The following is a 14,238-nucleotide window of genomic DNA, read 5'->3' as shown; positions in this document are numbered from 1 at the left end:
GACAATGAGGCGGGCCGTGGGCTCGCCAGCTATTTGGGACGCTAATCTTAGGTCAGGCCTCAATCCCCCCTCTACCCCTATTTGTGACCCGCGAGTCAAACAAGCGTTTGAAACTTGCGTTTGCCTGCATAGGCAACTGTTTTAACAGGTTTTTTGCAAAAACCGGTAGGGATTGCGGGAGGATTCTCTCCCCCGCGGTGGACATTGGGTATACTCCCGGAATCACTGCAAAGGACGGTAAAAATGATTGATACCAACCTGCTCGACATTCTGGTTTGCCCGGTCAGCAAGGCGCCGCTCATCTATGACGACAAGGCCGGTGAACTCAAGTGCAAGGCCAGTGGCCTGGCCTACCCGGTACGCGATGGCATTCCTGTCATGCTGGAGGATCAGGCTCGCTCAATGAGCGACGAGGAAGTCAGCAACCTGTAACAGGCAGCTGGATGAGCTAAACAGAACGCCCGGCAACGCAAAAGGATCCCCCCATGTGCAAATCTCTGGCGCTGGCCCTGACACTGGTAAGTGCCTCTATCTGTGCCTCCCCTGTCCTCGCCGAAGACGCTCCGAAAGCAACCGAACGCGAAAAAGAGCAGACGGCACCAACGCCGGAGAAAGAGACGCCGGTTCCCGATGCGCCCCCTGCGGAGATGAGTCAAACCCAGCAGGAGAACGATTGCCTGCTGCGCAGTGCCCAGACGGCCAATGAGCAGGTTACCCTGAAAGAGCTGCGAGGCTGGTGCCAGAACGGTGAAGAGCTGCCCGGCGAACGGACCAACGAGGACGCCCTGCGCGCCCGCCTGGCGTTGGAGAACACCACCCGCGGCAATCCCTTTGTGATTACCCCTCACCGCCGTAATTACTTGCTGCCCTATAGCTACTGGTCCAACCGGCAATGGAATGATCCGGAGAAGGATGACCGGGATCTGCAACCCAACGAGGTGAAATTCCAGCTATCGCTCAAGGCCCCCTTGAAGGAAAACATCGTCGATGATGTCACTCTGTGGATGGCCTTCACTGGCACCTTCTTCTGGCAGGCTTACAACAGCGAGATCTCTGCACCATTTCGGGAAACGAACTACGAGCCGGAGATCTTCATTTCCAAGCCTGTCGACTGGCAGATTGGACCGCTGGACTCCGAGCTGCTGGTGGCCGGTTTCAACCACCAGTCCAATGGTCGGGATGTCCCCGTGTCCCGGAGCTGGAACCGGGTATTCATGAACTATATCTTCAAGACCGGTGACTATTACTGGTCCGTGAAACCCTGGTACCGGATTCCCGAAGAGAAGAAAGATGACCCACTAGACACGTCCGGCGACGACAACCCGGACATCGAAAAATTCATGGGCAATTTCGAACTGGAAGTGGCCTACCCCTTCCGCAACCACGTGCTTGAGCTGATGGTGCGCAACAACCTGCGCTCGGACAACAAAGGGGCCGGGCGGATCAACTACTCCTTCCCGTTAAGCAAGCGTTTCAAGGGACTGGTACAGGTATTCAGCGGTTATGGCGATTCGCTGATCAACTACGACGATTACGAAAACCGTTTCAGCTTCGGCATTTTGCTGACAGATTCGTTGTGATAAAGCAGTTACGAGTTGAAAGTTCAAAGTTGAACGCGGGTTTGAACCCGGAGGAAGCCGATTTGCATTTTTACCGCGTCTCCAAGCCTTTATAAAAAGAGCCGGAATCAGGAGCAAGTGATTGTGTTTGAATCACCACATTTGTCCGCGTTTCAACTTTGAACTTTCAACTTGCAACTCTCCTTTAATACCACAGCGTAAACAGCAGCCGGGTTACGGTGGCATCAAAGCTGTACAGGGGTTCCGTGCCCGGGGTCGTATCGACACGGATATCGCGGTAGTTGTCGTAATCGAAACTGAAGCGATCGACCCACAGATTCAGCCCTGCCCGGTCGATGGTTCCCCAATTCGGCTTGCTGAACTCGAAACCGATGCCCAGCCCCACAACGGTGGAACTGAACTCGCTAAGCTCCTTGTCCCGGGCCAGAAAATTCTGCGCGTTCTGGAAAGGAAACAGGTCCGCATAAAAATCCGCATCACCCTGCTGGTAGGCCCGATAACGTCCTTCCAGTGTCCAGTTGCTGCCCAGGGGTTGTATCAGCTTGACCTGCCAGCTACTGGCATCAATGCCCCAGGAGTCATCATAGATCCGGTATTCCCCATGCAGGCCCGCTCGCCAGGGTAGATAGTAGGACAGCCGCAAGGAGGTGGCTTCACTGGTGCGTGTTTCCGGATAACGTTCCGGCTCAAAACTGTAGCTGCCGCCGGAGGTCAGATAGCGCACCGAACGGTAGGGATTGTTCAGATAGCCTTCGTCGGTGATCAGCTCATGACCCAGGCTGGCCATCAGGTTCCGGGTCAGGATTTGTGACAGGTTGATACGAAAATGCTGTCGATCCGCCTCTTCCGCAAAGCTGTTGTCACCGGTGCGGAAGACTTCATCCCAGCCTTTGGAGTACCCCAGGCTCAGCGTCGTCAGGTCACCGAAAAAATCCTGACTCATGTCAAAGTGCACCGAGTTGGCCTCGAAATCATTTTCCTCGCTGTTGGCGTAGCTTAACGAGTAGATAGCCTTGCCATGCAGGTAGTCGACGCCCACGCTTTTTTCGGTACGTTCTTCCGAGTAGGGGCTGGCGCTGACCAGCACATCAATGGAGGCGGCGGAAACCTCATCCACATAATAGTTGGCATGCACTGCCACCTTGTCGGCAAAGGATTTTCTTACCAGCACGGAGGGGCCGTTGATTTTCATGCCGCCCCCTTCGTACTGATGGTAGAGCACATCCAGCCGGTCCTCAGGCAACACCGAGGCCTGCAGCAGGGTACTGGCCCCCAGCAGCAAGGCCATCGAAAGCGTACGCATCAGTTGCATCCGCAACCTCCACCCGCACTACCTTCCGCTCCACGCATGCTTTCCCGGGCCTGATGCACATGGCCCATGTAGCTTTCCGCGATCGGGTGTGCCGATACATTCATCACCGGGTCCGCCAGCCTGGCGCGGTCATAGGGCTTGAGCCAGGGTTTGACGGCGCAACCGCTGGCGGCAAACGCCAGGAGCAGAATCAGTCCGGCAATACGTATCGTTCCCACTTTTTTCATTCCAGCACCAGCGCCTTCACCTGCTCTTCGTATTTATCCATGTAGCCATCCTTGTAACCCCGGTGGTGATGACGAACCACGCCATTGCGATCAATCAGTACGGTCGTGGGCATGGCATCCACGCCATAGGTTTCACTGGTGCTGTTTTGCGGATCAAACAGTACCGGAAAGGTCACCGGAATCTTGTCCAGAAGACGATCTGCCTGGTCACGGTTTTCATCCAGATTGACACCCAGCACGGTAAATCCGTAATCCCGATATTCCTCATAGAGCGCGTCCAGAAGAGGCATTTCCGTCCGGCAGGGTCCGCACCAGGAAGCCCAGAAATTCAGCAAGATCACAGTGCCCCGCTGCTCACTGAGTTTCAGGTTGGTGCCATCAAGAGTCTTCAGCGTGAAGTCCGGCGCGGGCTCCCCCTCCGCAGAGTACGCATTGCTTGCCAACAGCAAAGCCAACGCGCCCAGTATCATTGTCAGTGTTTTTTTCATTATTGCTCCCCCTACCCTTTTCAGAAAAACAGGCTGACCCCGGCGGTCAGTTCAAGATTGTGAGTGGTCTTGTCTTCCCCCAGCACATCCAGATTGAAGATGTGATCTTTCATATCCACACGCACGGCGATCAGGTCATTGACCAGCAGCCGATACCCCACACCAACACCCAGAGTGAAATGCTCATCGCCGGCAAAATCCGTAATGCCCGCCCCGCCCAGCAAGTAGAGGGCATTGTTAAAGGTACGCCCCCCCGACAGGAAGGCTTCGCCTGGCAGCAGGTTGTAGCCTACTGACGCCTGGTAATAGGTAAACTCGCGCTCGTCATCATTGAGCAGTCGCACACCGGCATTGAGGGTTTCGAAACTGGTTTCGCCTGCCTCCGCCCGGCCCAATACCGCCTCGAAGAACACATCCTCGGACAAGTGGTAATCCAGCCTCACCCCGACTACCGGCTCGGCACCGAAATCCTCGATGGAAAGAATGCCCGCGTAGATACCCGCCTCAAAATTTTCCGTATCAATGTCCGCTTCCTTGATACGGCGGCGTTCGATTTCAGGATCCAGCACTGATCCCGGGTCTGCATCCTGGATGGAGGCTTGTTGATCGTTCGTCTCTTGCCCATACCCTGTGAGCGGTAACAGGCACAACGTTAAAACAGCAGGGAGAAACCGAGTTTCCATTCTTCCAGATTCCGGTTGTCGTTTTCTTCGGTGAACAGCACATAGCTCCGGTATTCACCCCGTAATACAAAGCCGCGGGCGAGATAGACTTTCAGGCCGCCACCGGCAAAGGCCAGTGTCTCGTCGCGGTTTTCCGGGCGCACCAGGGTGGCCCGGGGTTCAATACTGGCACGGCCGGTTCCCAGCATCACGTAGGGGGAGACTCGCCAGCGCGGGAAAAGCTGATGCTGAAGGTTCAACTCAAGCAGCTTGTTGTTGGAAAAATTACCGCTGGCCTGGGTAAACATGGCTTCTGCTGTGAAATTTTCGGTGAACCGGTAACCCATTCCGACGGCCAGTGAGGTCACCCCGTCCAGCTCCCCCGCCAGCACCGATGCCTGCCAGTGCCCCCCCGTGAAGTCCTCATAGCCCAGGTGTTGCAATTCCGGAGTCTCACCGGCGCCATCCAGGGTTTTCAGCAGGGCCTTGCGGGGCACCCAGCCAATGCGTCCGCGCGGTGTTTCCACCTTGATCCAGCCCGCGCGCTGAAACAACAGGGTCAACGGAGCATGGCGCTCCACCACATGGAATACCGGATAGCCGCGGCCCGGCCCGGTATGAACCTCCACATAGGGCTCGGCAACCTTGACTTGCAAGGCTGGCGCCGGTTCGGATGAGACCGCCTGGGCCGGGAACAGCACCAACATGGATAACAGGACAACTACAAGGCGCAACGGGTGCGTCTCCCCTTTCAATCAAACAGTCAATAAGCCCGGCGTCACAATCCTGGGCTTGTCTTCAGATGCCATCGGTCCAGTGGAAAAGATGTCATCGACCCCTGTCAGGCTAACTAAGCCGACAGATCGCCTTCTCAGTTTTCGGGGACCCTGAACGGATCGTTATACAGTTGCGCCCCCAGGTCGATCCATTCTGCCAGCAATCGCAGTTCTTCTGCCGTCAACCAGCCGTCGTGGACTCCCCCGCCGGTAAAGGTATCAAAGAATGCCGCCGAATTGCGCGCCTGCCCGGCACGAATCACCGAGGCTACCGGTACTGTTTCTGTCACCGGAACAGGATTACCCATGTTATCCAGAATCAGCTCGCCGTCTTCATCAGTTTGGTAAACGACATTGCCTTCCCCATCCGTGACGATCACCAGGCGATCCACCAACGCCCCGTCTTCCAGGATCTGCTCGTTGTCGTTGAACAGTAATTCCCGGTAACTGGTAGGTTGTAATGGCTGGTCCGCTGAAGCTTCACCGGTGAGCTCCAGCTGGGCAGGGGGTACCTGCAGCGCATTCATGGCATCGCGACGGTTGTGACAGGAAGAACAGGTCACGTCCTGCAGATTGCCATCCACATCCGCCTGGCGGGGCAAATCCCAAAGCGGCTGGATATGATCCTCGTAGTGAATCACCGTGCGGCATTCCGCTTGCCATTGCTGCTGACACTGCACGGTAGCCGGCGCCAGCGTCTCCAGGTCCGCATAGGCCAACAGCCAGTCTTCACTCGGTGCCGGGTCGCTCCAGGCATCGAAATCACGCATATCGATACTGGGAATTTCCCGTTCCGGGTAGAGCCGGGTCAGGGCCTGTGCCATGGTTTCGCCAGCATCGGCGAAGCCCACCACATCCGTGCGAGTGTTCGGGAACGGCTGACCGGTAGATGGCGCGCCGGTATTGATGGAGGGCGCCATGCCATCGGTACGGCCATGGGGCAGCGGCGAATTGTTGGCATGACACCCCTGGCACTGCAGGGTTTCTCCGGGCCGTACGTTGATCCAGGCACCATGCCGGCTATAGACCGACTTGCCGTCCGCATCCACCAGCTGCAAACCCAACGGCGCATCCGCCGGGACCTGCACCCGCACCGAGCCATCCGGCTCCACGGGAACATAGCCAACGATCTCACGCATGCCGAAATTCGCCGCCCGCCCGAATTGGGCACCGGCGATATCCCGCACATCCTCATCGGGAATCAGCACCCCCTTGGTAATACGCAGGAACCGAACCCGCCGTTGTGAAGACGTCACCAGGGAGGGATCCCGGTACTGTTCCAGGGAGGCAATCCCCGGCAAGCCAGGCGTGTTGAAGGTGACGAAACGGCTGTCCATGTCGTAGACACTGCGGATATCCAGCCGTGCCAGATTTTCCTCGGCAAGCGCCTCATCCCGGACACTATCCAGGGCCTGGGACGGCAAGCTGCGCGGCGTGGCCACCGCCAGCTCGGTTACCCAGAGATTATCCCGGGGGGAGACCACAGGGCGCTGGGTACCCTCAGCGGGATCCAGGATCCACAGACCGAAAGCCGGCGGCGCTTCCGGCAGCCCCTGACCCAGGTAATCCGCGGTGCAGGGGCGCAGCGTATCGCCCTCCAGCAAACGACAGGGAGACCAGGCCATCAGAAACCGGCCTGAACCATCATCCATGCTCACCAAATCCGCCAATCGGCCTTCCACGGCCACTGTGTCATCCAGGGTGGCAGCCGGACCGGGCAGGACCTGCTCCGGTTGACTGGCCACCCGCCCATGGAGCGGACCGTCTCGATTGACGAAGTTATCGATATCGATGGCCAGCGGCTGCATTTGCCCGGCTCCGGCTTCACGCAAACGGGCGGCGGTCAGCAGGCGCCCATCCCCCATCAGGGACAGGGGCAGGAATTCCCGGGTGCGATCATCGCCGGCGTCATGACTATCAGCGCCATAGAGCGGCGACAAACCACTGCCATCCGGATTCACCCGGTACAGATCAAAGCGATTTTCGTTGTCCTTGTTGTCCCAGCGCAGAAACAGGATTCGGCCATCACGCCCTACCAGTGGCGCCACATCATGGCTCATGTTGAAGGTGATCTGCTCGATCTCCACGCCATCGGCACTCATTAGGTGCAAGGCAAAGGCGGCGTTATCGCGACCCTCCTCCAACGGGGTGAACTGGGGTTTTCCCTCGTCCAGCAAGCGGGCCCGGGCCTGGCGCTGACGGGTAGATGCAAACACGATACGGCCATCCGGCAAATAGGCCGGATAGCGATCCTGCCCTTCTTCGGCACGCAGGTCGCTGCTGATCAGCCGCCGGGCCGCGCCTGATTGAAAGTCGTACTCCCAGAGATTCCAGGTCGGTTGTTCGTCCTCATCCGCGTCCTCAATCTCCGGCGCCCGGGCAGAAAACAGCAGGCGGCTTCCGTCGTAGCTGACAGTGAGGTCACGAATATCATGGCCATCGCCCAGAATCGCCGTGGTGATATCGCGAGCCACAGCACGGGAGGAAGCGCTATCGCGCACCATCAGCCTGGCACCGGCCTGGAATGAAACCGGCTCCTCCAGAGACTCCATCACGATGCCACCGTCTTCATCCCTGGGCAGATCTCGCTGCACATACGCCACCGGGATATCGGTTACCGTGGGGTCTTTTTGCTGATCCCCCCCGTCCATGCCACCACAGCCACTCATCCCCATGAGCAAGCCCAGCAGGACAGGTACCCTCATTATTTCCACCGTTCGTCCGTTTTTTTCTGGTTTGTGTCAGTATCGCGAATCCGATCTTGATTTTCTGGGCCCCAATTCACAGAGCCTGATGCAGAATGTCATGGACAATAACTGCGGGAAACGGGAAATCTGTTAAACGGTCGCTTTGGGCTGCCAACCAATGGCAACCAACCGACACCGTAACAAAGAAAAAGGATACAGCCATGAAAGGCTATCGGGGGATCTTTCTGGTGGCGCTGGCTTTGAGCCTGCCTGTAACAGGCATGGCCAACAGTCGCGACCAGGCGCAACGCATACACAACCGTCTTGCCGGCGTGCCGGCGGATGCCGCCACATTGAACACCATGGTGAACCTGATCGAGGGCAATGCCTCCAGCGGCCCCCGTGATGCCGCCGAATTGGCCATGGAACACCCGGCGTTCTATAACGTCACACTCAAGCAATTCGCCACACCCTGGACCAATGAAGCCCAGGATGTGTTCGCTCCCCTGAATGATTACACCGCCACGGTGATTGGCGCGATTCGCGACGATCTGGACTTTCGCCGCATTCTCTACGATGACCTGCTTTATGTGGGCAACGTCAGTCCGGCAGCCTCTGCGGACAGCAATGCCCATTACCGCAACCTGGAGAGCCAGCACGCCAACCTGGCCCAGGTGCTTTCTGCCAGCAGCCAGGCCAGCCAGTACGGCACCCCCTCCCAGGCTGTGGCCGGTGTGTTGACCACCCGTGCCGCCGCCAATGCCTTTTTCTATGCCGGCACCAATCGGGCCATGCTGCGCTTTACCCTGATGAACCATCTCTGCCGAGACCTGGAACAGGTCCAGGACACCACCCGCCCCTCCGACCGCATCCGCCAGGATGTGAGCCGCAGCCCGGGCGGCGACAGCCGAATTTTCCGTAACAACTGCATCAGCTGTCACAGTGGCATGGACCCACTGGCCCAGGGATTTGCCTACTACGACTGGGAAGGCCCCCAGGAAGGGGATGGTGGCCGCATGGTCTACAACACCAGTGCCGACCCGGACACCGGCACCCGGGTGCAAGGCAAATATCTGATCAACAGCAACAACTTTCCCTGGGGCTACATCACCCCCGACGACAGCTGGGACAATTACTGGCGTGAAGGCCCCAATGCCAACCTGGGCTGGGACCCGAACCTGAACGGCAGTGGCAGTGGCGCCGCCAGCCTGGGGCGGGAGCTGGCCCACAGCGAGGTATTTGCTACCTGCCAGGCAGAAAAAGTGTTTGAGGCCGTCTGCCTGCGCAAGCCCGCAGACGGGAACGACACCGCCCAACTGGCCAGCATGACCAGTCAGTTCAAGAATGATAACTACCGCATGAAGACGCTGTTTGCCGATGCGGCCACCTACTGCATGGGGGACTGAGGCGATGCGATATCTTCCACTTGTCAGCGTACTTTGTGCCGCACTGATCAGCGGCTGCGGCGGCAGCGGCAGCGGCTCCGACACCACCCCGAATCGCAACAATGGTGGCGGCAACAACAACGTCAATTATGATGGCCCGGCGCCGCGCAACGCCGACGTCTCCGCGTTCAAGATCTACATCTGGAATAACCTGGTCAGTGAACAGCGTTGCGGCGCCTGTCACCGTGACCAGCAACCGGCTTTCCTGCAGACCGGCGATATCAACCAGGCCTATTCAGCGGCAAACCCGTTGATCAACCTCAACCAGCCTGCGTCCTCGCAGATGGTTCAGAAAGTGGCCGGCGGGCATAACTGCTGGGAATCCGACCCGCAGTTCTGTGCCGACCAGATCAGCACCTGGATCAGCGCCTGGGCAGGCGAAAGCCTGGGACTGGGCGGCGGCACCACGGAATTGGAAGAACCGCCAATCAAGGACCCGGGAAACAGCAAGAACTTCCCCCAGGATCCCAGTCTCTTCCAGACCCATGTCTACCCGCTTCTGGATGACCATTGCAGCGACTGCCACCAGAGTGACGCCAACACTCCGCAGGGCCCCTACCTGGCCGCGGATGACGTGAACGAGGCCTACATTGCCGCGCGCAGCAAAATAGACCTGAACAGCCCGGAGTTAAGCCGACTGGTCGAGCGCCTGGGCGAAGACAGCCACAACTGCTGGAGCGACGACTGCGACAGTGATGCCCAGGCCATGGAAAATGCCATTCGTGCCATGGCGGATGCCATCATCCCCACCGCGCCGGACAGCGACCTGGTGCTGAGCAAGTCACTGAATGTGGACGACGGCACCCTGGCTGCCGGTGGCGGCCGCTACGAAAGCAACATCATCGCCCGCTATGAATTCAAGACCGGCGAAGGCCTGACCGCCTTTGACAGCTCCGGCGTGGACCCGGCCATTCACCTCCAGTTCAGCGGCGACGTGACCTGGGAAGGCGGCTGGGGCATCCGCCTCAACAACGGCAAGGCCCAGGGCAGCACGGCCACCAGCAAGAAACTCAGCGACATGATCCGTGCCACCGGCGAGCTGACACTGGAAGCCTGGCTGGTACCCGCCAGCACCGGCCAGGATGATGCGCACATCATCAGCTACTCCGCCGGCCCGGACGCCCGCAACCTGACTCTGGCGCAAAGCGGCAGCAACTACCAGGTACTTCAGCGAATCGGCGAAGCCACCGACGGCAACGGCGAACCGGCACTGGACACCGCCGATGACCCGCTGCAGGCCAGCCTGCAGCATGTGGCAGTGACCTTTGATCCGGTAAACGGCCGGCAGATCTACATCAATGGCGTGCGTAATGGCGCCACTGACCCGGTCACTCCTGCCCTGCTCAACACCTGGGATGACACCTTTGCCCTGGTGCTGGGTAATGAAGCCTCCAGTGACCGGCCCTGGGAAGGCGTGATCCGCTTTGCTGCCATCCACAACCGCGCCCTCACCGAAGCACAGATTCGCACCAACTTTGACGCCGGCGTGGGCGAGCGTTACTTCCTGCCGTTCTATATTGGCCACCTGATCGATCAACCCGGTGCCTATGTGGTGTTTGAAGTGTCCCGCTTTGATAACTTCAGCTATCTGTTCGCCGCCCCCTACTTCATCAACCTGGAACAGGACATTGTCAGTGATGAAGTTCCCCTGGCCGGCCTGCGGCTGGGCATCAACGGCCAGGTGCCGGACGTGGCGCAAGCCTTCGCCACCCTGGATACGCAGATCGGTGGTGACGGCTACAGCGAACAGGGGGAAACCCTGTCACGCCTGGGCACCCTGCTACCGGTGGAACAGGGTCAGGACAATGACGAATTCTTCCTGACTTTCGAACGCCTGGGCAGCCATACTCATGTTCACACCGAGCCACAGCCCCTGCCGCTGACACCCAATGAATACGGCGAGCAACCTCTTGCCGGGCTCCGCAATTTTGCGGAAATCAACGCCACCATGAGCACCCTTACCCGGGTCCCGGAAGGCTACGGCGATGTGCCCGACACCTACCAGCGCCTGCGCACCCAACTGCCCAGCGAGGAAAACATCGAGGCGTTCCTCACTGCTCACCAGGTGGGCGTCGCCCAGTTAGCCATCGAATACTGCAACGCGCTGGTGGAGGCCGAACGCACCAATGATGCCGCCATTCCCCCCCTGTTCGTGGGGCTCAACTACAACGCCGGCGCCAACACCATCACCCCTCAGCAATGGCGTGACTGGGTGATTTCACCGCTATTCGAACGCATGGTCGGCAATGGTCAGGCCGACCAGCCGGCCCGCGCCGATGTGGAAGGAGAACTGGAACAGCTGCTGTTTGATACCAACCTGACCCAGTGCAGCAGCGACTGCGTGGAACGCACCGCCACTGCCGCCAAGGCGGCCTGTGCGGCCATGCTGGGCAGCGCCACCATGCTGATGCAATAGAGCCTGTTTGGGGACAGAATCATGAAACGTAACTTTTTCAGAAAACGTCGACAGCCCCTGCACCCGGATGCACCGCTGTTGAACCTGGGACATGGCAAGCCGGTCAGCCGCCGGGACATGCTGGGGCGCGGCCTGATCACCGGGGCCGCCTTCGGCAGCGTGGGCCTGTTCGGGCTGTTCAGTGATCCCCGCGAGGCCATGGCCGCCCTGTCCGGCGACCTGGAAGGGATGAAAACCGATTGCGGTATCGCTGCCGCCGGCGCCGGCAAGATTCCCTTTATCTGTTTCGATCTGGCTGGCGGCGCCAACATCGCCGGCTCCAACGTGCTGGTGGGGGGCCAGGGCGGACAACAGGATTTTCTCAGCAGTGCTGGCTACTCCAAGCTGGGCCTGCCCGGCAACATGGCACCCAACAATGATCCGACCACCATCAACACGGATCTTGGGCTGGCTTTTCACAGCGATTCGCCTTTCCTGCTGGGCATCCTGGACAAGGCACAGAATGCCGTCGGCAACGTGAATGGTTGCGTGATTCCGGCGCGCTCGGAAAACGATACCGCCAACAATCCTCACAACCCCATGTACGGTATCTTCAACGCGGGCGCCGACGGCGAACTGCTGTCGTTGATTGGTTCGCGCAGCTCGGTCTCCGGCGGCAACTCCATGGCGCCGGACCGCTCCATCATTGCCTCGGCCCGCCCCACCAAAATCGATCGCCGCTCGGATGTGACCGGCCTGGTAGACACCGGCAAACTGGTCGGCCTGCTTGATCAGGCGGATGCGGTGTCGGTGATGGAATCCATCGCCCGCATCAGCCACAAGCGCATCGACCGTATCGACAGCGGCCTGACCGATGCCAACCGCCGCGACAACCTGCGCAACCTGCTGCGCTGTGGTTATGTGGAAGCGGCCGATATCACCGACCGCTACGGTGATCCTTCCACCCTGGATATCCGTGAGGACATGGACATCCTCAGCATCTTCTCGGACGCCGAACTCAACGATCGGGAATTTGAAAAAACCGCTTCGGTAATGAAACTGGTCGTCAACGGTTACGCCGGTGCCGGCTGTATCAGCATGGGCGGCTTTGACTATCACACCGGCGAACGGGGCACAGGCGAAATCCGTGACCGCCGTGCCGGACGCTGCATGGGCGCCTGTCTGGAATACGCCCGCCGCAAAGGGGTGCCACTGATGATTTATGTGTTCAGTGATGGCTCCGTGGCCAGCAACGGGCGCATTGATGATTCCGCGGAGGGCCGTGGCAAGGGCGAATGGACCGGCGATAATTCTTCCACCGCGGCATCCTTCTTCCTAGTCTACAACCCCAACGGACGTCCCACCCTGAATACCGTAGGCGGCACCGCCGAACAGCATCAGCAGCTGGGCTGGATGCGCCCGGATGCCTCGGTGGAGACCGCCGGCACCCCGGCCGCCAACAACGTGAACTTGCTGGCAGAGACCGTGTGGCTTAACTACATGGCGCTTCATGGTGAGCAGGGCTTGTTCTCGGAGAAGTTCCCCAATCACAGTCTGGGCAACAGCGCTTCCATGGACCGGCTCACCGCCTTCGAGCCCATCGTCAGTGGTACCATTACCTGACCGTCACCGTTGGCGCTTTGCTGGCAAAGCGCCAACATCCACACACTGGTCCCGGATACGCTGATGCTTCGCCCCCACCCGCTGCGCGCACTGTTTGCCTGCCTTGTGCTGCTATTGTCACTCCCCGTGTACGCCAACTGGCAACAGCACCACTGGGATGTGATGGGCACCCGCGCAAGCGTCTCCCTGTGGTCCGAAGACGATGCCACCGACCTGTTCCAGCAACTGGAAACGGAGATGGAACGGCTCAACCAGTTGCTCTCTCCCTGGGTGGACGATAGCGAGCTTGCCCGGCTCAACCGGCTGGGGCACAAGGCACCGCAAACCATCAGCCCGGAGTTTTACCAGCTACTGGAACGGTCTCTCTATTTCTATCAGCTCACCGACGGCGCCTTCGATATCACCTTTGCCAGTGCCGGTCATCTCTATGACTATCGGCAAGGCAAGGCACCGGATGAGACAGCGCTGGCCGATGCCACACGTCACATCGGCGCCGAGCGTATTGCCTTGCTACCGGATCATCGCGTGCATTTTCGTTCTCCCGGCACCCGCATCGACCTGGGCGGCATCGCCAAGGGGTATGCGATTGATCGGGGCATCGCGCTTTTGAAAGAAGCAGGCATTGCCCATGCCTGGTTGTCACTGGGCGGCGACAGCTATGTGCTTGGCGACCACCGGGGGCGACCCTGGGAAGTCGGCATCCAGCATCCCCGTAATCGGGAAAAGGTGGCCATGCGACTGCCCATCGCCGACCTGGCCATGTCCACCTCCGGCGACTACCAGCGCTACTTTATCCGTGATGGCCGCCGCATCCACCATATCCTGTCGCCGCAAACCGGCAAGAGCGTTGATGGCCTGGCCAGCGTTACCGTACTGGCCGGCAACAGCCTGGACGCAGATGCTCTCTCGACCAGTGTCTTTGTGCTGGGAGTGGAAAAAGGTCTGGCGCTGATCAATCAGCTGGCGAACACCTCCGCCATCATCATCGATCGCCGCGGTAACGTGGTTTATTCCAATGATCTCACCGCACCGGAATAGGCGGC

At 59.3% G+C, this 14,238-nt stretch carries 12 protein-coding genes; 6 read left to right on the top strand and 6 right to left on the bottom strand.

Annotated elements, in window-relative coordinates:
- Window positions 1-243: 243 nt before the first annotated feature.
- Window positions 244-432, top strand: a complete 189-nt coding sequence (locus A3714_RS01110) for a Trm112 family protein (RefSeq protein WP_062815854.1) — start codon at window positions 244-246, stop codon at window positions 430-432.
- 53 nt (window positions 433-485) lie between these two features.
- Complete coding sequence (locus A3714_RS01105; protein WP_082844731.1) at window positions 486-1,580, top strand: phospholipase A; 1,095 nt, start codon at window positions 486-488, stop codon at window positions 1,578-1,580.
- A 184-nt stretch (window positions 1,581-1,764) separates the two neighbouring features.
- On the opposite strand, the gene A3714_RS01100 is transcribed toward A3714_RS01105, so the two are convergent.
- From A3714_RS01100 to A3714_RS01075, 6 genes are all read right to left on the bottom strand, one after another.
- Window positions 1,765-2,883, bottom strand: coding sequence for a DUF3570 domain-containing protein (locus A3714_RS01100; protein ID WP_231866033.1), 1,119 nt, complete (start codon window positions 2,881-2,883; stop codon window positions 1,765-1,767).
- The gene (locus A3714_RS01095) at window positions 2,883-3,119 is read right to left on the bottom strand and encodes a DUF4266 domain-containing protein (protein WP_063509215.1); all 237 of its coding nucleotides are present in this window, start codon (window positions 3,117-3,119) and stop codon (window positions 2,883-2,885) included. Before A3714_RS01095 ends, A3714_RS01100 begins: the two co-directional genes overlap by 1 nt.
- Window positions 3,116-3,607 (bottom strand): TlpA disulfide reductase family protein, encoded by a 492-nt coding sequence (locus A3714_RS01090; RefSeq protein ID WP_062815851.1) that lies wholly within the window; start codon window positions 3,605-3,607, stop codon window positions 3,116-3,118. The genes A3714_RS01095 and A3714_RS01090 overlap by 4 nt, the downstream gene beginning before the upstream one ends.
- A 20-nt stretch (window positions 3,608-3,627) precedes the next feature.
- Window positions 3,628-4,176 (bottom strand): outer membrane beta-barrel domain-containing protein, encoded by a 549-nt coding sequence (locus A3714_RS01085; RefSeq protein ID WP_231866032.1) that lies wholly within the window; start codon window positions 4,174-4,176, stop codon window positions 3,628-3,630.
- Window positions 4,177-4,259: 83 nt separating this feature from the next.
- Window positions 4,260-5,003, bottom strand: coding sequence for an outer membrane beta-barrel protein (locus A3714_RS01080; RefSeq protein ID WP_103917496.1), 744 nt, complete (start codon window positions 5,001-5,003; stop codon window positions 4,260-4,262).
- A 137-nt stretch (window positions 5,004-5,140) separates the two neighbouring features.
- Window positions 5,141-7,750 carry a hypothetical protein gene (locus A3714_RS01075; RefSeq protein WP_063509216.1) on the bottom strand — a complete coding sequence of 870 codons (2,610 nt, stop codon included), beginning with the start codon at window positions 7,748-7,750 and terminating at the stop codon, window positions 5,141-5,143.
- Window positions 7,751-7,953: 203 nt separating this feature from the next.
- Here A3714_RS01075 and A3714_RS01070 point away from each other — a divergent pair, with 203 nt between their 5' ends.
- The 4 genes from A3714_RS01070 (at window position 7,954) to A3714_RS01055 (ending at window position 14,233) form a co-directional block, all read left to right on the top strand.
- Window positions 7,954-9,138: a hypothetical protein gene (locus A3714_RS01070; RefSeq protein ID WP_063509217.1), complete on the top strand. Its 1,185-nt coding sequence runs from the start codon at window positions 7,954-7,956 to the stop codon at window positions 9,136-9,138.
- A gap of 4 nt (window positions 9,139-9,142) precedes the next feature.
- Window positions 9,143-11,593 (top strand): LamG domain-containing protein, encoded by a 2,451-nt coding sequence (locus A3714_RS01065; protein ID WP_062815847.1) that lies wholly within the window; start codon window positions 9,143-9,145, stop codon window positions 11,591-11,593.
- Between the two features lie 21 nt (window positions 11,594-11,614).
- Window positions 11,615-13,195: a hypothetical protein gene (locus A3714_RS01060; protein ID WP_063508599.1), complete on the top strand. Its 1,581-nt coding sequence runs from the start codon at window positions 11,615-11,617 to the stop codon at window positions 13,193-13,195.
- A gap of 63 nt (window positions 13,196-13,258) precedes the next feature.
- Entirely contained in the window at window positions 13,259-14,233 is a 975-nt protein-coding gene (locus A3714_RS01055; RefSeq protein WP_082844661.1) for an FAD:protein FMN transferase, read from the top strand.
- Window positions 14,234-14,238 lie beyond the last annotated feature (5 nt).

The organism is Alcanivorax sp. HI0007, assembly GCF_001635525.1.
In the GTDB taxonomy this organism is placed as follows: domain Bacteria; phylum Pseudomonadota; class Gammaproteobacteria; order Pseudomonadales; family Alcanivoracaceae; genus Alcanivorax.
Note: the sequence above shows the minus strand (reverse complement) of the source record. Positions and strands in the feature narration are given on the sequence as shown.